Source organism: Rheinheimera texasensis (genome assembly GCF_964031785.1).
Taxonomy (GTDB): domain Bacteria; phylum Pseudomonadota; class Gammaproteobacteria; order Enterobacterales; family Alteromonadaceae; genus Pararheinheimera; species Pararheinheimera texasensis_A.
In genome coordinates this window covers 712,070-731,556 of the sequence record NZ_CAXIRE010000021.1, presented here as the reverse complement: position 1 = coordinate 731,556, position 19,487 = coordinate 712,070, and the positions used below count along the sequence as shown (strand labels likewise).

At 54.1% G+C, this 19,487-nt stretch carries 16 protein-coding genes; 4 read left to right on the top strand and 12 right to left on the bottom strand.

Translation table 11 applies throughout. The annotated features are described in order from the left end of the window. The first annotated feature begins 145 nt into the window (after positions 1-145). The 3 genes from ABNT34_RS14835 to ABNT34_RS14825 all read left to right on the top strand — a co-directional run bounded on the left by ABNT34_RS14835 (position 146) and on the right by ABNT34_RS14825 (position 4,448). A complete protein-coding gene (locus ABNT34_RS14835) occupies positions 146-2,140 on the top strand; it encodes an LTA synthase family protein (protein ID WP_348732964.1) in 1,995 nt (664 codons plus the stop codon). A gap of 111 nt (positions 2,141-2,251) precedes the next feature. Beyond that, positions 2,252-3,109: an MBL fold metallo-hydrolase gene (locus ABNT34_RS14830; RefSeq protein ID WP_348732962.1), complete on the top strand. Its 858-nt coding sequence runs from the start codon at positions 2,252-2,254 to the stop codon at positions 3,107-3,109. A gap of 157 nt (positions 3,110-3,266) precedes the next feature. Then, positions 3,267-4,448 (top strand): DUF547 domain-containing protein, encoded by a 1,182-nt coding sequence (locus ABNT34_RS14825; protein WP_348732960.1) that lies wholly within the window; start codon positions 3,267-3,269, stop codon positions 4,446-4,448. 68 nt (positions 4,449-4,516) lie between these two features. On the opposite strand, the gene ABNT34_RS14820 is transcribed toward ABNT34_RS14825, so the two are convergent. From ABNT34_RS14820 to imuA, 10 genes are all read right to left on the bottom strand, one after another. After that, the gene (locus tag ABNT34_RS14820; RefSeq protein ID WP_348732959.1) at positions 4,517-4,819 is read right to left on the bottom strand and encodes a hypothetical protein; all 303 of its coding nucleotides are present in this window, start codon (positions 4,817-4,819) and stop codon (positions 4,517-4,519) included. Between the two features lie 18 nt (positions 4,820-4,837). After that, positions 4,838-6,292 (bottom strand): protein adenylyltransferase SelO, encoded by a 1,455-nt coding sequence (locus ABNT34_RS14815; RefSeq protein WP_348732957.1) that lies wholly within the window; start codon positions 6,290-6,292, stop codon positions 4,838-4,840. Positions 6,293-6,306: 14 nt separating this feature from the next. After that, positions 6,307-6,705 (bottom strand): ribonuclease E inhibitor RraB, encoded by a 399-nt coding sequence (locus ABNT34_RS14810; RefSeq protein WP_348732955.1) that lies wholly within the window; start codon positions 6,703-6,705, stop codon positions 6,307-6,309. A 95-nt stretch (positions 6,706-6,800) separates the two neighbouring features. Then, positions 6,801-7,415, bottom strand: coding sequence for an ACP phosphodiesterase (locus ABNT34_RS14805; RefSeq protein WP_348732953.1), 615 nt, complete (start codon positions 7,413-7,415; stop codon positions 6,801-6,803). Beyond that, complete coding sequence (locus tag ABNT34_RS14800) at positions 7,412-8,287, bottom strand: DMT family transporter (RefSeq protein ID WP_348732951.1); 876 nt, start codon at positions 8,285-8,287, stop codon at positions 7,412-7,414. Before ABNT34_RS14800 ends, ABNT34_RS14805 begins: the two co-directional genes overlap by 4 nt. 69 nt (positions 8,288-8,356) lie before the next feature. Further along, the gene (locus ABNT34_RS14795; RefSeq protein ID WP_348732949.1) at positions 8,357-11,080 is read right to left on the bottom strand and encodes a hypothetical protein; all 2,724 of its coding nucleotides are present in this window, start codon (positions 11,078-11,080) and stop codon (positions 8,357-8,359) included. A gap of 57 nt (positions 11,081-11,137) precedes the next feature. Continuing rightward, positions 11,138-11,719 carry a hypothetical protein gene (locus tag ABNT34_RS14790; protein ID WP_348732947.1) on the bottom strand — a complete coding sequence of 194 codons (582 nt, stop codon included), beginning with the start codon at positions 11,717-11,719 and terminating at the stop codon, positions 11,138-11,140. A gap of 69 nt (positions 11,720-11,788) precedes the next feature. Next, entirely contained in the window at positions 11,789-14,986 is a 3,198-nt protein-coding gene (locus ABNT34_RS14785; RefSeq protein WP_348732945.1) for an error-prone DNA polymerase, read from the bottom strand. Then, positions 14,986-16,584 (bottom strand): DNA polymerase Y family protein, encoded by a 1,599-nt coding sequence (locus ABNT34_RS14780; protein WP_348732943.1) that lies wholly within the window; start codon positions 16,582-16,584, stop codon positions 14,986-14,988. Before ABNT34_RS14780 ends, ABNT34_RS14785 begins: the two co-directional genes overlap by 1 nt. Before the next feature lie 65 nt (positions 16,585-16,649). Next, positions 16,650-17,330 (bottom strand): translesion DNA synthesis-associated protein ImuA, encoded by a 681-nt coding sequence (gene imuA, locus ABNT34_RS14775; RefSeq protein ID WP_348732941.1) that lies wholly within the window; start codon positions 17,328-17,330, stop codon positions 16,650-16,652. A gap of 346 nt (positions 17,331-17,676) precedes the next feature. On the opposite strand from imuA, the gene ABNT34_RS14770 reads away from it, so the two are divergent. Continuing rightward, entirely contained in the window at positions 17,677-18,018 is a 342-nt protein-coding gene (locus tag ABNT34_RS14770; RefSeq protein ID WP_348732939.1) for a DUF3718 domain-containing protein, read from the top strand. A gap of 75 nt (positions 18,019-18,093) precedes the next feature. Here the strand turns inward: ABNT34_RS14770 and ABNT34_RS14765 are convergent, their stop codons facing one another. Further along, the gene (locus ABNT34_RS14765) at positions 18,094-18,798 is read right to left on the bottom strand and encodes a pirin family protein (RefSeq protein WP_348732937.1); all 705 of its coding nucleotides are present in this window, start codon (positions 18,796-18,798) and stop codon (positions 18,094-18,096) included. An 85-nt stretch (positions 18,799-18,883) separates the two neighbouring features. Then, the gene (locus ABNT34_RS14760; RefSeq protein WP_348732935.1) at positions 18,884-19,339 is read right to left on the bottom strand and encodes a DoxX family protein; all 456 of its coding nucleotides are present in this window, start codon (positions 19,337-19,339) and stop codon (positions 18,884-18,886) included. Positions 19,340-19,487: the final 148 nt, after the last annotated feature.

Here is a 19,487-nt window from a genome sequence, read left to right as displayed (position 1 = left end):
GCAGCTAACCCTTGCTGTTGCCGCTGAATTTAGGTAAGTTTTGTGACGCTTTTGTTGCTGCCTGAACCGCTTTAACCTTAAGGTTGTTTTAAGACTCGGCCGCGACAATACCCGATGTAAAACAACAAAAAGTTGCAGGGATTTGATGTCACAACAGTCATTATTCAGCCGGATCAGCGGCCCTTATCTGGTCTTTACACATTTTATTCTGCTGGCGCTGGCCGGCTTAACCTTAAGCCGTGTCGCGCTGATGCTGTGGCAATGGGAACGGGTACAAGCGGCTGGCAATCCGCTGTGGATGCTGGTGCAGGGCGTGCGCGCCGACCTGATTTTGCTCGGTTTACTGCTGGTGATCCCGTTGTTGCTGGCGCCTGTGCTGGCATTGTCCCGTTTTAAAACCCTGTGGCGGCGTTTTAGTTATGTCTGGTGTTTGTTTGCACTCACCTTATTGATTTTTATCGAATTATCCACGCCGTCATTTATCCTGCAATACGACATCCGGCCCAACAGGTTATACGTCGAATATCTGAAATACCCGAAAGAAGTGTTCAGCACTTTGTGGCATGGCTTTCGGGTGCCGCTGCTGCTTGGCAGTGCTTTTACGGTGTTGCTGGTGGTGCTGGCGGCCCGGCATTTTCGCGCAGTGGCGCAGCAGCAAGGCTGTACTTCCAACAAAAAATTATGGCTGAGCTGGCCGTTGGTGGTGGTGCTGGTGTTTATCAGTATCCGTTCCACCACACAGCACAGACCGGCCAATCCGGCGTTATTTGCCATTACACCGGATGCGATGGTCAATTCATTGATCATCAGCTCAGGTTATTCCGTGCTTTATGCCATTTACAGCCTGCGCCACGAAGCGCGCTCGACCGAGATGTACGGCAAACTTGATGAAGCAACGATGCTACAGCAGGCGCTGGACTGGCCCTGGCTGAAGCAGTATCAGTTTACTGACACCACGTTGCCAACCTGGCACCGGCAACAGGCCACGGTGCAGCGCGACAAACCGCTGAATCTGGTGATAGTGCTGCAGGAAAGTATGGGCGCCACTTTTGTCGAGTCGCTTGGTGGTGTGCCGGTCACGCCTGAGCTGGAACAGCTGAAAACACAGGGGTTGTGGTTTAACCAGCTGTACGCCACCGGCACCCGCTCGGTACGTGGCATTGAAGCCGTGGTCGCCGGTTTTGCCCCGACGCCGGCGCAAAGCACAGTGAAACTGTCCAACAGCCAGCAAAATTTCACCACGCTGGCGTCTGTGCTCAAAGCCGCTGGTTTTCACACCCAGTTTATTTATGGCGGTGAAGCGCATTTTGACAATATGCGCAGCTATTTCACCGGCAATGGCTTTAGCCAAATCGTTGATATCAATCAGATTACAAAACCGAAGTTTGTCGCCAGCTGGGGCGCCAGTGACGAGGATTTATTCGATAAAGCCGATGCGGAGCTGACCCGGCTGCAACAACAACGGCAGCAAAGTGGTCAGCCGTTTTTCAGCCTGGTGTTTACCTCCAGCAATCATGAGCCTTTTGAATTCCCGGACGGCCGCATCGATTTACACGAAGAGCCGAAAAATACCGTCAATAATGCGGTGAAATACGCTGATTGGGCCATGGGGCAGTTCTTTAAGAAGGCCCGCAACAGCAGTTACTGGCAGGACACAATATTTTTGATTGTGGCTGACCATGACAACCGTGTGTACGGCTCTAATCTCATTCCGGTGGAGAAATTCCGCATCCCTGGCCTGATTTTAGGTGCTGACACCAAAGCCGGCACTATCGATACGCTAAGCAGCCAGATTGATTTGGCGCCGACTTTATTGTCGATGCTGGGCGTCAGCAGCTGCCATCCGATGACGGGCCGTGACCTGACGCTTGATAACAGCTCGCCGGGGCGGGCGCTCATTCAGTTTGATCAGTACTTTGCGCTGAAGCAACCAGACGGCCTGACCATCTTAAAACCGGATGGCACTGTGGTGCGCGGCAGTTATGATGAAGCGAAAAAGACCCTGCAACTAAGTGATTTACCGGCCAGCCGGCAACAATATGAAAAGGCGCTGGCCGAAGTACAGTTGCCGTCTTATCTGTATCGGGAAGGCAAATATAAAAGCGAACACCGCTGTGAGAAGTCAGCGGTCGCACCTTAATGGCATTCTACAGGCAAAGGCTTGTGTTGGCGTACTGATCAGCTTTAGCGTCAGTGGCGTAAGAAGTTGCATAGAAAACAACTTCATAAAAACAGCACAGGAACTTTGCCAATGACACTCTCTGTTCGTTTATTTCCGGCCTTTGCGCTCTTTGGCAGCGCTTTATTCGTGAATTCTGCTTCGGCCGCTGATGCGCCTAAAGTCAGCAGCCAGCAACTGGCGCCAAATCTTTATCTGGTGAACGGCAGTGGCGGCAATATTGGCGCTCTGCTTGGTAAAGATGGCGCGCTGGTGGTGGATGCGCAGTTTGCCGCGACGGCGCCTTTGGTCAAAGCTGAGCTGCAGCGGCTGCAAAGCGGTGTGCAGGTCAACACATTAGTTAACACGCATTTTCATAAAGATCATACCGACGGTAATGCTGCGCTCGCTGGCGGAGCCAAAATCATTGCACACCAAGCGGTATTGAGCCGCCTGCAAAGCGATACCAAGTTCAATAAAGCAGGATTACCGACCGAAACTTTCAGCGGCGAAAAAACGCTGCAAATCAATGATCAGCAGGTGCTGTTGCAAACTATGCCGGTCAGCCATACCGACGGTGATTTAGTCGTTTGGTTTAAAGCACAGAATGTATTGCATATGGGCGATCTGTTTTTTGCCGACCGTTTCCCTTTTATTGACCTCAACAGCGGCGGCTCAGTCGTCGGCTACATCAACAACACCAAAACCATTCTCGGGCAAATAAACGACAGCACCAAAATCATTCCCGGCCATGGCGAGCTGATGGATAAAGCCGGGCTGCAGCGTTTTCTGGCGATGATGGAGCAGACATTAGCGGAAGTGCAGGCGATGAAAGCGCAGGGCTTAACTGCTGACCAGACGGTGGCCAAAGGCTTGTCAACACAGTGGAAAAGCTGGAGCTGGAACTTTATCACCGAAGAGAAATGGATTAGGACTTTGTATCAGGCCTAAGCCGGTTTTTGTCAGCCCGGCCAGATTAGGCCAGCTGACTTTTTGATGAAAGTAAAATAAATGTAATTATTGGTTGCAGCTTTGTGTTTAATTGGCTAGGGTTGTTTTTGTACCGCAAACAACTGATATACCGCTTACAACACAGGGGCTGACACTGATGAAACTGCACATTTCTGTATCTGCCATGGCAGCGCTGCTGCTTACTTCGACGCTGACATATCCAGCTTTTGCACATTCTGCCACTGGCGCAGCTTTAGAAAATCAGCCGTCGTCAGCAGGCCAGACCGTGCCAGCGCAGACACTGCCTGCCAGCTTTTTCGGTGGGACAGAACAAGGCAAAAAAATTGATTACAAAGTGCTGGATCTGGTACTGCGCACGTCAGTGTTAGCCGAAGGCATTCCGCAGCGCAGCACAGTGACAGAGCGGGAACAGCGCTACGACATGTATCGCAGTTATCCGGTTGGTGACCATTTCACCGCGCTTGCCGCCAACCGTTTTCATTTTGAGGAATATCAACAAAACCCGGAAATGCGCGATGTGATAAGCCAGCTGCGCCGGCAGTTAGCCGCGGTACCGGAGCGAACGCCGCTTGATCAACTGAGTAAAAATGAACAGCTGGCATATTGGCTAAATCTGTATAACGTCACAGTGCTGGACGAAGTGATTAAAGTCTATCCGCGCAAAGATTTAGAAGCATTTTTACTCGGGACTGCAGAACAGCCTGGTTTACTGAGCCAAAAGATCCTGACCGTCGCCGGCGAGCGGCTGAGTTTAGATGACATTCAATTCGCGATTTTGCCGAAACAATTTCCAGAGCAGCCGGAACTGATTTATGGCCTGTACCAAGGCGTGATTGGTAGCCCGAATATCCCTACCATGGCCTATACCGGCAGCAATGTGCAGCAGCAATTAGTCAAAAATGCCGCTGAGTTTATTAACTCCAACCGTGGCACCTTGCCAAAAGGCACTTTGGGTTTTCGCGTCTCCAGTTTTTATCAGCGCAGTGCGGCCTATTTCCCGGATTTTCAATCCGACCTGCGTAAACATTTAGCCACTTATCTACGCCTTGACGAACAACCTTATCTGCAGGGCAATAAAACCATTCTGACCAATTTGTCGAATTACAGTGTGACCGACGTGTACGGCTCATTGCCAAACACCAAAGGCCATAAAACCGCGATCAAAGTGGCGGCATTACCTTTAGGCCCGGTGGTTGCCCGTAAACTGACGTCTGAGCAGCTGGAAAGATACCATCTGCTGAAACAGCGTGGTCAGACGATGCAGGCGAAGCAGCAACAAACACCAACCGCGCAGCAGCAACCGGCTGCCGCGATTTAAGGTTTTCAGCCTGAAGACAAAAAGCCCGCGCTGCGGGCTTTTTGTCTTTCAAAGTGGACAGCGCAAAATTACATCAGCTGCGGCGGGGTTTTAATGCCACGGGCATTTCGTTTGCCGGCGATTTCGAGTTCCGCCAGATGAAACAGGTTGGTAAACACCAGCGGCGGCGCCGGATAGCCAAATTGTTCGATAAAGGCGATACGCGCCTGCTCCAGCAATAAATTACACAGTTGGTCGTATTCGGAGTGGCCGTCGTAACTCAAAGGCTCCTGCAAGCTGGCCAACTGATGCTGTTGCTGCATGCGGATAAACCAGTTCAGCAAAAACTCGTATTCTTTGACGTCGAGAATTTCCCGGCAATCCAGTCCCATTTGTCCTCCTGAATGGCTTTAGGTACCGCAAAAAGTCCGATAATCGCAAAAATCTGCCGGTGGTAAAGTTGCCCAATATTCGTCGTCGACAAAAGGCGACTGACTGGCTTTCACAAAAGCCTTGGCCGGCGCCAAATCGCCGTTTAATGCGCTGTCGATGATTTGTTCAATGCGGAAATTTCGTGGAATAAACGCCGGATTGACCTGCAACAGCTGTTGGCTTAATGCTTCGGGGCTGATGGGGTTTGCTGCCAGCCGGTTTAACCAACGTTGGTGCCAGGCATCAAATGCGGCCGCTTCAGCAAAAAGCGCTTTGGCTGCTTGGCCCGGTGTCGCGGCATCAATGGATAATTCGCGGAAAAACAATGTGAAATCAATTTGCTGCTCTGCAAGCAAGTTGAGCAGGTCGTCGACCAACGGCAGATCAGACTCAACCGGTGCTTGTAGCCCTAACTTAGTGGCAAAGCGTAGTAATCGCGCCGCCTGATACATGGCCGGAAAGTCGTTCAGCACTGTCATCGCTTTCGCAATGGCTTGTTGTTCGTCGGCATCAAGCAGCCCCAGCAAGGATTCGGCGAGGCGCGCCAGATTCCACTGTGCTATTGGCGGCTGATTGCGGTAGGCGTAGCGGCCTTGGGTATCAATAGAACTGAAGCAAGCATTGGGGCTAAAGGCGTCGATAAAAGCACAAGGGCCATAATCGATAGTTTCGCCACTGACTGTCATATTGTCGGTATTCATTACACCATGGACAAAACCCAGGCTCATCCAATGTGCAATCAAATCGGCTTGAGCTGCTGCGATGGCGCGCAATAGTGCCAGGTAGGGCTCTGCCTCTGTTGCCAACTGCGGGTAATGGCGCTTAATCACATAATCAGCCAGCGCTTTGACATCCGAAGCAGTGCCATGGATGGAGGCATACTGAAAAGTTCCGATACGGATATGCGAAGCTGCAACACGGGTCAGTACAGCGCCGGGCACCCGCGTATCGCGGTAAATCATCTCGCCAGTGGTGACAGCTGCCAAAGCGCGGCTGGTGCGCACGCCCACCGCAGCCATCCATTCGCTGATGAGATATTCCCGCAGTACCGGGCCAAGCGCAGCACGACCATCGCCACGGCGGGAAAAAGGCGTCGGGCCTGCACCTTTTAACTGCACATCAAAGCGCTGGCCATTTTGGCTCAGCACTTCGGTCAGTAACAAAGCGCGGCCATCACCTAAACGCGGTGCCAGCGAGCCAAACTGATGGCCGGTATAAGCCAAAGCCGTCGGCTGCATCCAGGGCGCCAGCTGATTACCACTGAAATACTGCAGGCCGAGCTGCGTCACTTGGGCATCTTCCGGCCACTGTAACTCTGACGCTAAGGCTTCGTTAAACAGCAACCAGTCCGGCGCCGACACCGGCGTAGGTGCCACAGTCTGATAAAACAGCGGTCCCAGTGCGCGGTAGGTTAGTTCAGCAGTAAAAGCCATGGCTGGGTTTTATCTTAGTGGTGGTGATGATCGCAGTCATCATCACATTCGTGGTCATGATCGTCGGCGAATTCGTCGTCGCCGTCCTGATGTTGCATCACGCCCCAGCCATCGTTATGGCCACTGAATTTCTTGGCGAATTTGTCCAGTTCAGCTTCTTTGGCGGTGATCACGGCGTGGTCTGGCACCATGTTCAGTGAAACAATCAGTTCCCATTGGTCCAGATCGTTTAAATTCAGTTCAACTTCGCCGGGCTGGTCCAGTTTGGTCATGGCTTCCAGCGCTTTTTCCGCTTTGGCGCGGTCCGGGAATACCAGGTAAAAATCGAGATCTAATGATTTGGTTAAATCCATACCAGAATCTTGCATGGCTTGCAGCATATCGCCGTTGCCGTCGTCAGGAAATTGGCTCATATCAGCTCCGAGTGAAGAAGGGGAAGGCCAGGGCGGCCGCTAAAGGGGTTTATTGTATCACTATTTTTTGCCAGAAGGCTTTAGTCCGGACGGCTTTACTCCGGATGTCGGCGTGCAGTTAAAGCTGTCAGTTCCGGCCCTAGCTCGCGGACATAGCTTTGCAGCTTTGGATAAAACTGCAAAAACAACGTCTGCAATTCAGGTAAATGCTGGCGGATCTCACCGATACTGCCGGTAAATTGATGGGCAAAGCGGATGCGGCTGGCAATTCGGTCCAGCGCCATGCCGATGTTGTCCAGTTGCTGATAACTGCCAAACCAGTCTTGTTGCACTATGGCCGTGACTGTCGCCGCCATCGCTGGCGGCATCGCACTGCGTTGTTGCCACAATTGTTGGTAAAGCTGCTGACACAGTGGCGCCAGTGGACGACAGTCGAGCTGCGGCCAATGTTGCAGCAGTAAATGGTCAAACAACACATCGAGCATCACCGGCGCAAAACGCCGGCGCGCCGGGCTGAACAACGCTTTGGCCTGCTGTACTTGCGGGGCGATGTCGGTAAAACGGTCGATGGCGCGGTGGCGCCAGATGCCGGCCTGGACGGGCAACGGCAGGGTTTTAAGGTCCAATCCCTGACAAAAATCGCCCATCAGATTACCAAGCCTTGATTGTGGCGTCGGCTCGGCCAGTACCAGATGGGCGAAGAAGTTCATTGCGACGTCGCAGTCTGACGGGCTGGTTGCTGATGCAGCACAGACTGCAGCAAACCGGCCAATAGAATCAGCACCACGCCGCCCAGTTGCAGCAGGCTCAGGGTTTCCTGAAACAACCACCAGCCAGCCAAGATCACCGCCACAGGCTCAATATAAGCCAGGGTGCCAAACACCCTGGTTGGTAAATGTTCCAGCGCCACAATTGCCAGATAAATCGCCAGAAAACCGGGGAAAAAACCAGCTAACAACACCCAAATCCACTGCTCTGCGGCAGGGATTGGTGCTGCAGTTAAAAATGGTAAAACACACAGCGCGCCCAGTAACAGCTGATAAAACGCGCGCTGCAGCGGTGATGCGGATTTGCCGCTGTGACGATTGGCCAGTAAAAAGCCGGTATAAGTCAAAAGCGACAGCACACCATAAACAAAACCCGGCCACTGTGCGGCCGTTAACACCAAATCGAGTTTAAATTGCTGCAACATCGCAAAACCCAAAAACGACAAGGCAATCAATAGCCCTGACAGCGCGTCGAGTTTTTCCCGGAACAGGAAATGTGCGGCGATGGCGGCCAGCGCCGGTGCCAGATAGACCAGCATTATGGCATTGGCCAGACTGATAAAACTGATGGCTTTGAGAAAACACAACATAAAGCTCGCCAGCAGTATGCCGTTTAACACAATACGCCGGTCCGGCTTTTGCTTCAGGTCGGCTTGTTTCCCCAGCACCAGCACCAGCATGCCTAAGCAGATTGCGCCAACAAAGAGCCGATAAAAGGTCAGTTCGGCGGCGCCCAGGCCGGATAAACGGGCGATAACGCCACTGCTGGCCATCGACACTGCCGAACATAAGGCCAGGATCAGATAAAAATTCACAACAACTCCACTTTGGGCCCGACAGCTTGTGCCGGGCTTTTTTAATCAACAAAGGGTCTAACCGAGGCCTTACTCCGCCATCGGCTGGATTTGTGCCTGCTGGATCACGGCCTGATTCAGCGGGCCGGTGCGGCCGCCTTTGCCGCCGGTGTACAGGTTAAAGTGCTGCAGATAACTCATATTAAAGCCATCACTGATAGTGACCGTACACTGCTCACCGGCCTTGGCGCGGAACATGGCGCGACTGGACCAGCCAGCCTCGAGCGCAGTGGCAAGATGTGGCATTACCAGCGTCGCCTGTTGCAGACCAGATTGTGGACAGTTGGCGCTCAGGCGTTTTACCACAGCCGTGATGCCGGTATTGATCGGGCCATTATCAATAAAATACTGTAGCCGCAGCGCATGCAGGCCGTCGTGGCTGGCGCTGAAGTTCAGCTGCAGCTGTTGCTCCGGCGCCCCCCAGTTTTTAAACACCGGCTGATTGAGATAATCGCTGATTTCATGATCTGCACTCACCAAGCCCTGACCGGCAACAAAGTTGACTGCTGCGCCCGGTGTACACAAAGTGCGGCTGGGTTGTGAACTCAGGGCTGTGTCTTTGTAGCTTTGCGTCAGGGCATAACACTGGCTGTACGCCGCTTTGGCTTTACTGTCGGTCCACTCTTGCTGGCGCGGTTTGAGCTTCACCGGCACGCCATTTTTATACAGGGTAAAGCGGGTATCGCTTTCACCGGCGGCGTCAAAGGCCAGCGTCGCAATACCTTTGTCATTCAGGCTCAGTTGCAGCAACGGCTCTTTTGGCGCTAATAGCTTCCGTTTTTCGCTATTGCTAAGGCCATTGAGCGGGCCGGCATTATTGCTGCTGCGCAACTGATTGACGCTGGATGCGGGTGCGTCGAATGCGTGCAGTTTCAGCACCAGTTCGTTGCGCTGCTGTGAGAAATCGCTGAGCTTGATGTTGAATTGCTGATTACCGGTCAGCACTTGCGGCTGGCCGTTCAGACTGATTTGCGCCAGCCGGTACACCTGACCCCGCCGTGCTTGTGGCGGCAGCTCCAGCTGCAGGTCCAGCGTAGTACCGGCCAGCGTCAGGTTTTGCAGAACCGGGTTGTTACCAAGATCGAGTTCACGCGCCAAATCCACCGGAATATACGGATTGATGTGAAGCGTGCCGGCTTTGAGCTCAGCACCAAACAGCTGACCGGCCACCAAATCGCCGTAAGCCGCCACAGACCAAAGCTGGCGCTCAGAATTAATCACCGGGCCGGATAAAGCGCCATCTTCGACATGGGCTTTTTGGCTGAGCCATTCCAGATTTTCCATATTGGACTGATTCAGCACAGCGCCCTGATACAACGACACTGCCACTTTATGGAACAGTTCTGCCTGATTTTGCTGGCGCGCCGCACGCAGCAGATAAGCGCTGACAAAAGGCCAGATGGCGCGGTTATGGTAAATCGGTACATCCGGCAGCGACGGGAAGATCACCGGCGGGCCGGCCTGAGTCAGCGGATAATTCTGCAGAATTTGCTGGGCTTGCAGCGGCGAGGCCACGCCATGATTAATCGCCAGCGCTAAACCCAATAAATCATAATGTTCTACGGCCAGCGGGTTATAGACTTCACCAATATAACGGGCGTATAGACCCTTTTCCGGCAACCAGAACCAGCTGTTGATGGCTTGTTTCAGCGCCTGCGCCCACTGTGCAAGTTCTGCGGCGCGGGCCGGTTCCTGCGTTTTTGCCGCTTCGGCAGCACGGCTTAACGCCACATAATGCAACACGTTGGTCGACAGCGAAAAGGACTCCGCGAGGAACAAGGTATCTTTGGCGGTCCAGCTGGGATAACTCTGCTCACGCCAGTCGAGGAACGAGGTTTCGCCGCGATATAAACCCAGCTTGGCATCAAAAATATAACTGCGGTCCTGCAGGATGGTGTTGCGCGCAATCGCATACCAACGTTGTTGCCAGGCCTCAGCGGCGGCTTGATTCGATGCGCCTTCCGGGTCCTGCGCGGTCAGACCGCTGGCGGCCAACACCCAGACGACGCGGTCGGAACTGACCGGCCAACTGCCGCCGGAGCCGGTGTCCTGCAGTGCGACTTCGGTGTTTTCCACGCCACGGGCAATCAGCTCCGGCCGCACCTGCGAGGTTTTAAACAGTAGGGAAGTTTGCGCGCGCTCAGGGTCCAGTGCGCTAAGGCCTAAATCCAGCGCATAAGACAAATCGCGGGTCCAGACATAATGCCATTTGGCGCCGGTTTCAAAACAAGGGCAAGGCAGCGCTTGCTGGTCGTTAAAGCCCCAGTCAGTGATTTCACTGACACTGTTTTGCTGACGTTCCAGCTGACTAAGCGCAAAGGCGGCATCAAACAGCGGGTTTTTACTGATAAGCAGCGCATCAGCGCTGGTTGGGCTGATAGTTTTTTCTAAAGGTGCAGTCGCAGGCCCGGTTTTTAACACAAACTGACGGCTGTTGACGCTGCCATCATCATTTTTTTGCGTTAACGCTTCGACACTGACACTGCCAAATTTGCTTTGCAGCTGACGGCTTTGTAGTTCACCGGCCAGTCGCGTTGTGTTGCTTTGTGCCGCTGCTGCTTCAGCTGGCAGGCCGTTTGGCTGTTCGCTGCCGGATTGGGGCAATTCAGCCTGCGGGATAGCCGGCTGCGCAACGGTCTGTTGCGCCAGCGTCTGCATTGAGAAAAAGAATAACGGAGAGAACAATAAAGCGGCCGGCAGTGCAGCACCGGCGTTCAGACGGCGCAAGCCTCGGGTAATAGCATTCAGCAACATGGAGAAACCCAGCAAAAACCAACAAGAAGATGTCTGAGTGTACTCAATGGGAACGGCTTAGGGTACACCCGGCGGCAGCTTTTTAGCGCTGAAGTGACTGAGTTGCGGCAGGATCTTGGGCACTGCAACAAATCTGGTTGTTTTAGTCACAGGCCAGTGCGGTTTAGCCCTGTGTTGCGTCGTTAGGATCTGCATCTGGGCAGGTACTGGCGGCCATTGCCCGGCTAACACCTGTGCCCGTTCGGCTTCGGTTAAAATGCCGCGTAACCGGGTGCGCCGGCGCTGTTTACAGGCGCCGGGCTCCGGGCTTAATAACGCCGCTCTGAATAACTCCGGCTGGTGAATCATGGCAAAAGCGCAGCTCCAGAATAAATAAGCACTGTGACGCAATAATCCTTGTTGCTGCTCCCGTTCGAGCTGTGCCGCGACCGGTGATAACAGCGCCGGGTTGGCGATAATTTTATCCACCATGGCACTGTGCAGCTGCAAAATCGTCGCATCAATGCTTTTCTCCTGCGCGCCTTTGGGGCTATCGAGACGGGAGCGACGTCTGTTGTTTGCCTGTTCGTCCTGCAAAGCGCCGCTGCGGCGTTTTTGCAGGAACTGGTCAAAGCGCTGGTATTTATCTGGTGCTGTCATCGGATTCTGGATTCAGGTTGCAGTGGGCTGATTTTACTGCTGATTTTACTGTAAGTGTACGCCGGCGGATCAATGAAAATCCCGGCTAGGGAGTGGTAAAGTTGGCAGCAGTGAGTCCAGACTTTCTATCCTGCCAGCCACCAGATGGCAAACCAACCCTTCACGCTGCAGCACACCATGCACCAGCCATAGCCGGCTGCTGATAAAGGTTTGTTGCTGCGCCAGCGCCGTCGCCTGCCAGACAATCAGGTTGATTTGACCGGTCTCATCTTCCAGCGTGACAAAAGTGACACCGCCGGCAGTGCCCGGGCTTTGCCGGACAGTGACCAGACCTATCACCCTGAGCATCTGGCCGGAGCGGGCGGCCAGCAAGTCACTGGCGCGTTGCAGCGATTGCTTCGCCAGTGCCGGCTGCTGACGTAATAAGGCTACCGGATGTAGCTGCAGGCTGAGGCCCTGGCTCTGATAATCTTCTCCCAGCTGTTGCCAGGCATCTGGCGCCGGCAGTGGACAAGGTGGCTGCTGATGCAGGCTGACGGCAGGGCTGTCGCCTGCTGGCTCGACCGTCAGATCCAGCCCCAGTTGTTGTAATAGTGCAGGGCCTGTGGTGTCCATATTTTGCGGTTGGCGAGTAGGCTGATGGAGTGGCTGGCGAAACAGCGGCAGCTCATCCAGCCGGTCCAGTAATTGCCAGCGGCTGGCGAAGCGATGGCCACATAAAGCCTTCAGCGCGTCACTGCTGGCCAGCGCATTGAGCTGGTCTGGTCTTAAGCCACTTTGTTTCAGCTGGCTCAGGCTGGTAAAACCGCCGGCTGGGCGCTGTTGCAAAGCAGGTCGGATCACGTCTTGCTGCAGCCCTTTGACCTGACGTAGCCCAAGCCGCAGCGCCGGGCCAGTGTCACTTTGTTCAATCTGGTGGTCCCAGTCCGAGTGCTGAATACAGACCGGCAGTACCTGCAAACCATGGCGTTTACCATCCTGTACCAGCTGCGAGGCAGAATAAAATCCCATCGGCAAACTGTTGAGCAACGCCGTTAAAAATTCAAGCGGGTAATAACATTTCAGCCAGGCGGAGGCGTAGGCCAGCAAGGCAAAACTGGCTGAATGCGATTCGGGAAAACCATATTCACCAAAACCACAGATTTGCGCGAAGATTTGCTCAGCAAAGCTTTGCGGGTAGCCACGCTGCAGCATGCCATTGATGAGTTTGGCTTTAAATTGCAGCAGTTCGCCGGTCTTTTTCCAACTGGCCATAGCGCGGCGCAGCTGGTCGGCTTCACCGCCGGAAAAACCAGCTGCAACCATTGCCAGCTTAATCACTTGTTCCTGGAATATCGGCACGCCCATAGTGCGGCTTAATACTGACTCCACGGCTGGCGAGGGGTAACTGACTGGCTCCAGGCCGTCGCGGCGGCGCAAAAACGGATGCACCATGTCACCCTGAATGGGGCCTGGCCGCACTATGGCAATTTCAATGACCAAATCATAAAAACACGCCGGTTTTAACCGCGGCAACATGCTCATTTGGGCGCGCGATTCAATCTGAAATACGCCAATAGTGTCGGCCCGCTGGATTTGCCGGTACACCGCCGGGTCATCACCGGTCTGACTGATCGTCGCCAAGGTCAGCGGTTGTTCGCGTTGTTGATTCACCAGCGCCAGCGCCTTGCGCAGCGCCGACAACATGCCAAGTGCCAGAATATCGACTTTCAGCAGACCCAGGGTTTCCAAATCATCTTTATCCCATTGGATCACGGTGCGCTCGGCCATACTGGCATTTTCTACCGGCACCAGTTCATGCAAAGGCCCGGCGGAGATGACAAAACCGCCGACATGCTGAGATAAATGCCGTGGTTTGCCGCGGATTTGTTCGACCAGACTGATGAATTGCCGGGCCTGCAGGCTATGGATATCCAGACCATGCTGCGCCAGCTGCTGCCACCAGCTGAGATCAGGATGGCGCCGGTTGAGCTGTTTCAGCCAGTATTCCAGTTGGGTGATGCTAAATCCCAGCGCTTTGCCAACATCCCGAACGGCGCTGCGCAGCCGGTAACAAATCACAGTCGCGGCTAAAGCCGCGCGCTGCCGGCCATATTTCTGGTAAATGTACTGGATCACTTCTTCGCGGCGTTCATGCTCAAAATCGACATCGATATCCGGTGGTTCATCGCGCTCTCGGGAGATAAAACGCTCAAACAACACGGCAATTTTTCGCGGGTCGACCGCTGTGATTTGCAGGCAATAACAGACGATGGAGTTCGCTGCCGAGCCGCGGCCCTGATACAAAATCTGCTGCTCACGGGCGAAGCGGGCGATATCGGCGATGGTCAGAAAATAATAGGGGTAGTTCAGCTCGGCGATCAGCTGTAGCTCGTATTCGATTTGTTTGGCGATCTCCGGGGGAACATGGCCGCCAAAACGGATAACGCTGCCTTCTGCCACCAGCTGTCGCAAATGTTGCATCGCAGTGAGCCCGGGCGGTACCAGTTCGGCCGGATATTCATACTGCAAACTATCGAGATTAAACTGGCAAAGCGCGGCGATTTGACAGCTTTGCGCCAGTAAGTCCGCACTGAATAAATGTGTTAGTTTACTGATGGGTCTTAAACAGCGCTCCCGGTTAGCGGATAAGGCCAAACCGGCAGTTGCGACGTTCTGTCCGAGCCGGATCGCAGTCATCACATCCAGTAGTGGCTGCTGCGCTGGTTCAAACATCAGCACGGCCCCGACGGCGCAGGCCGGCAAGTCAAATTGCTGGCTTAGTTGCTGACAAAGCTGTTGATAGTCGAAGTCGCCGGCGTCCAGCAGTCGATGCTGTGCCAGATATAACCGCTGGCCGAACTGGCGTTTCAGCCAATGCCCCCAGTGTTGATTATTTTGGGTATCGATGCCCGGTAACCACAACACCAGACAATAGCGGCAACTTTTTAAATCCCATTCGTCGAGCTGATACTGGCCTTTTTCCGCGCGCCGCCTGCTGTTGCTGATGATGCGGCACAGTTCGGCATAAGCCCGTCGGTCCGGGCACAGCAGCACCAGCTGCAGGTCGGCGGCGAAGCGAAAATAGGCTCCGACAATCAACTGCAGTTTCAGCTGATGTTGTTTGATTTGGCGATGTGCCCGCACCACGCCTGCCACTGAACATTCATCAGTCAGCGCCAGCGCCTGGTAGCCGAGACTGGCGGCGGTATCAACCAGTTGCTCCGGGCTCGCGGCAGCGCTTAAAAAGGAGAAATGGCTCTGGCAAAACAGTTCGGCGTAGGACATCAGGCGAAGACTCCATGCACAAACCACTGTTGCTGTTCAGTGCGATACAGCCATAACCAGCGGCCGTCACTGCTTTGTGCTGTCAGATAATCCCGCGGCTGTGCTTGATCTTGCCACCAGTGGCTCTGAATGCGTTCAAGCCCCGGCATCAGCTGCACCTGCTGTTGCAGCGGCACCGGTGTTGCGAATAAAAAAGCCGGCCGGTGTGGCGTGGTTGAGGGGCAGAGCGCTGTTGGTGAAAGTGCTGTTGGGGCAAGCCCTGCCGGTTTGGCGGTATGGAGTGACTGCGCTGTGGGTTTTACTGTGGCCCTGTACACAGCTGGGGCATAACAGGCTGCTGGTTGGTGCAGCTGCGGTACTGTCTTTTCAGGCACTGGCATCAGGGACGTGACTCTGTGCTCGCCGGCTTGTTGCAGGGCCTGACTGCTGCCGGAGAGTTCCGGCAAAAAGGCGGCATGTTCAGTGGGCCGGCGCACTTGTGCGGCGCCGAGTTTCGCCTGCAATAGCCCCACCAGCTGCAACGGGCTGTATTGGCCTTGTTTGCCCTGATACAGATCGGCACTGTGTTGCTCTTCTTTACTGTACTGGTGGGCCTGCAATTGTATGGCCAGAACCGGGGCCGGCAGCGTTAAGGTTTCGAGTTTCAGTTGCCATAATGCCAGCCAGCGCTTTGCCAGTGCTTCGGCCTGTGGAGAATGCAATTTCAGACAAAGCGGCGGCTGGTCGCGCAGGCTCAGTTCCAGCTGCAGCTGATAACAACGCTGAGCGCGGCGCTGCAGATAGTGCTGCAGTTGTTGCAGCAGGTGCCGCAGCGGAGCCAGCAATTGCGGATGGTGTTCAATCTGATACCACAATTCAAGCCGGGCACAGAACTGCTCCGGCGGTTGGTAATACACCAGCAGCGGTGGTAACTGACCTTGGATCTGTTGCAGGTAGCGCTGCAGTTCCGCGCCAAAACGCCGGCTCAGCTCGGCGGCCGGTATCTGCAGCAGGGCGCCAAGCTGGCCGATGCCAAGCCGTTGCAGCTGTTGTAATAATGCGGGCGCCACATCCAGCAGTGTGACTGGACATTGTGAAAGTGCGGCTCGCTGCGCAGTCTGGGTTGGCGCTATCTGGCCGGGCTGTGCCAGACACAACAACCGGGCCGCTTCGGCAGTGACTGCACCGCCATACTGAAATTGCAGGCCAGGCTTTTGTTGCAGCAGCTGCTCCAGTTGCCTGAGAAAGCTATCCAGCCCGCCATAGAGTTGCAGCATCGGGTCCAGCCGCAACCACAAAGCTGCAGGCGACGCCAGCGCCAGATCAGCACAAAGCTGATAACAATCTTGCGCCAGCAGCTCCAGCAGCTGTTGTTCCAGTTCACTCTGCCAGGGCAGGACCTGCAGTGCGGCACAAAGCGCACAGGCATGCGCCAGACTCTGACCAGGCCGGATCCCCAAGGCCTGCGCCGCCGGATTCGCCTGTTGTACCAAAAGCTGCTGCTGATGCAATAACACCAAAGGTTTTGACAAGTCCGGGCTGGTCGCATCCGCCTGCAGCTGTGGCAATAAATCCAGCTGCAGTTGTGGGAAATACAGATAAAGCCATAAGGTCTGCATCAGCGCCACCCTAATCGCCGGTGTTGTGCTGGTATGCGGCTCAATGACCTGAAATTTTTCATTAGTCAGATCGCCAGCGCTGCAGGCGCAGTGAGCGGTTGCCCCGCCTGAGAAATGACAGGCTTGACCAGCCTTGGCCAGCGCTGACTGAAATTAACCAGCTGCTGCGCGCCGGGCCAGCCGCCGCGACGTTTTAACACCCTGACATTCAGACCTTGTGGGGCGGGGCTCAGCGCCAGACTCAGCCCAACCGGTAAGCTCAGCTGTGATGGTTCAGCAAGACGCAGCAGAAATAACTCAGCCTGACCTTCTGCTGCCGCCAGTTGTAAGCGTTTGAGCCGGGCAACATTCAAAGACTGTTGCCATAACAGCACAGTACTGCAGCAACCACTTTTCAGACATTGTTCTGCCGCCCACAGCGCATCCTGCTCCTTCGCGCGCACTTCAAGTTGCTGCCACAGCGGCAGGCCCTGACTGCGCAGAAATGGCGCATGTAACTGGGCGGGGGCGTTGATATAGACCTGTAATTTATTCCGGCTGCTTTGCCGCTGCAGATAGGGCAGTAATAAGCGGAATTCACCGATGCCAAAGGCTGTGCGTAGCTCAATTACCTGCTGGCAGGGCCAGCCGCCACCGAGTAATAGATCAAGCTCGGTAAAACCGGTCGGACACAGCGCCAGCTCGGGGTGTGGAGCCTGGTTCAGATGCCAGACGTGGCCTTGTTGTTTCAGTTCAGACAGCTGCATAATATCACCAATATACTGTTTATATATACAGTATATTGCTTCTGTTTGAAGCTGCAAGGGGCGTTCGCAAAAAAGGAGTTGGGAAAAAAGGGCTTTGGAAAAAAGCCCTGCCTGGGGGGCAAGCCGTTTACTGCAGCCAGTTTGATCCAACAACCGGCACAGCTCTGTAACCAGACCTGTCCCACTTTTCCCACCGGTTATCTGAATGATTTGAAAAATAAAGCAGTTAGCAAAATCAGACCTGTTGCTGCAAGTGGCCTTTGTTACAGTCTGAAGAGCGCTATTCACAACTCTTTTCTGCAGATCTGCGACTCTGATCATGGCGATAGCAAACAGGAGAGCCATCATGCGTACATTGCTTTTAATTTGTTGTGTGTTAACCAGTTCAGCAGTTGCGGCCCAAACTCAGTATGTGGCGGCAGATCAGTCGATGGAAACTGCTTTATGTATCAGCGCAGCCACCGCGAGCAAAATCGATTTTAAACATGAGCTGAAATATAACCGGGTTGGTGCTGCAGTTGCTGCCAACAAGCTGCTGTGTAATGACTTACCGGTTGCCAGTTTTGCCTTCCAGGCTGGCAATACCGCGGTTTATCAGCATCTGAAAAAATATGTGCGGGGTCATGTCGACATTCAGGATATTGCTGCCAAACCGCTGCAAGGCAGTGTGATGGTGCAGGGCCGTTGAGATGATCATGAGCAGTTGCACAAAAGCCCGCAACGGGCGGGCTTTTGTGCAGAAAGCACTGGTTAGTGCTTAGCATCAGGGTAAATCAAACAACAAAGCAAAGACGGGTTCTGCGCCACTGCTGAATTGCCAGTCGGTTAAATCGGCAATTTTCACCCCATCACCCGGCTGCAGACTGATGTGCTGTTCGCCACTTTGTCCGCTCAGACTACCCGTTACCAGATGCAGATAAAGCTTACGTCCAGCCTGCGTCTGATAGTTCAGGCTAGTTTGCGCGTCCAGCCGCAGCTGAAACAATTTAGCATCTTGCTTCAGCAGCAGACTGCCTGCCGCGCCATCTTTCGACGCAATCAACGTCAGTCCCGGCGTTTGGGCAAAAGGTTTTTGCTGATAACCTGGTTCACCACCCAGACTGTCCGGTTCAATCCAAATCTGTAAGAAATGCAGATTCTGCTTGGCTCTGGCGTTAAATTCGCTGTGCATAATGCCACGGCCGGCGCTCATCAGCTGATATTCCCCGGCTGGCAGCTCGGCGACCTGACCGGTGGAATCGCGGTGCGCAATGACACCATCCAAGACCAGACTGATAATTTCCATATCGCGATGACCATGGGTATCAAAACCCGCACCTGGCGTGACGCGGTCATCGTTGATCACCCGTAAGGCAGAGAAGCCCATTTGCGCCGGGTCGTAATAACGGCCAAAAGAAAAACTGTGGCGGCTTTGTAACCAGCCAAAATCTGCACTGCCGCGTTGACTGGATTTTCTTAATTCGATCATCAGATGACTCCTGTAAAACTTGTGAGCGTCAGACGGCAACCGCCGGGTTGCCGTGCTTTGGATTGCCGTGCTTGGGGCTGCTGCGTTAGGCCAGTTTTTTCGCCAGCCAGTTATCGATGGCAAAGCGACCAGCACCGTTGAACGTCAGGGCCACGCTGATAGCCAGCAGCGACAGGGCAAATTCATAGCCGTTGTTGCTCATAAACAGGCCGTTGGCAAAGTGCACGCTGAAAATCGCCACCAGCATGGTGATTGCCAGCACAAAAGCCGCCGGGCGGGTCAGCAGACCCAGAATCAGGGCCAGACCACCGAAGAACTCAGCACCGCCAGCCATCAATGTCAGTGGAATGCCTGGGGTTAAACCGATGCTTTCCATCCAGCCGGCCGTGCCTTGTAGGCCATAACCGCCAAACCAGCCAAACAGTTTTTGTGCACCGTGTGCGGCGAAGATGATGCCGGCCGGGACCCGCAGCGCCAGACTGCCAATGCTGTTGCCTGAGTCTTGTGTGTTTTGTACGAAAGTTTTGATTAAGTTTTTCATTTGTCTTGTTCCAATATGTTGTTGAGGTTCTGCCGCATCCGGCTTTACTGCCTGCGTTCTGCTGCGTTGAGATAAATGTAGCCTGCTTGCTATTGCGAAAAAAGCGGAATAAATTGACACTCATGTTCAAAATATTTGAATTAAGGAC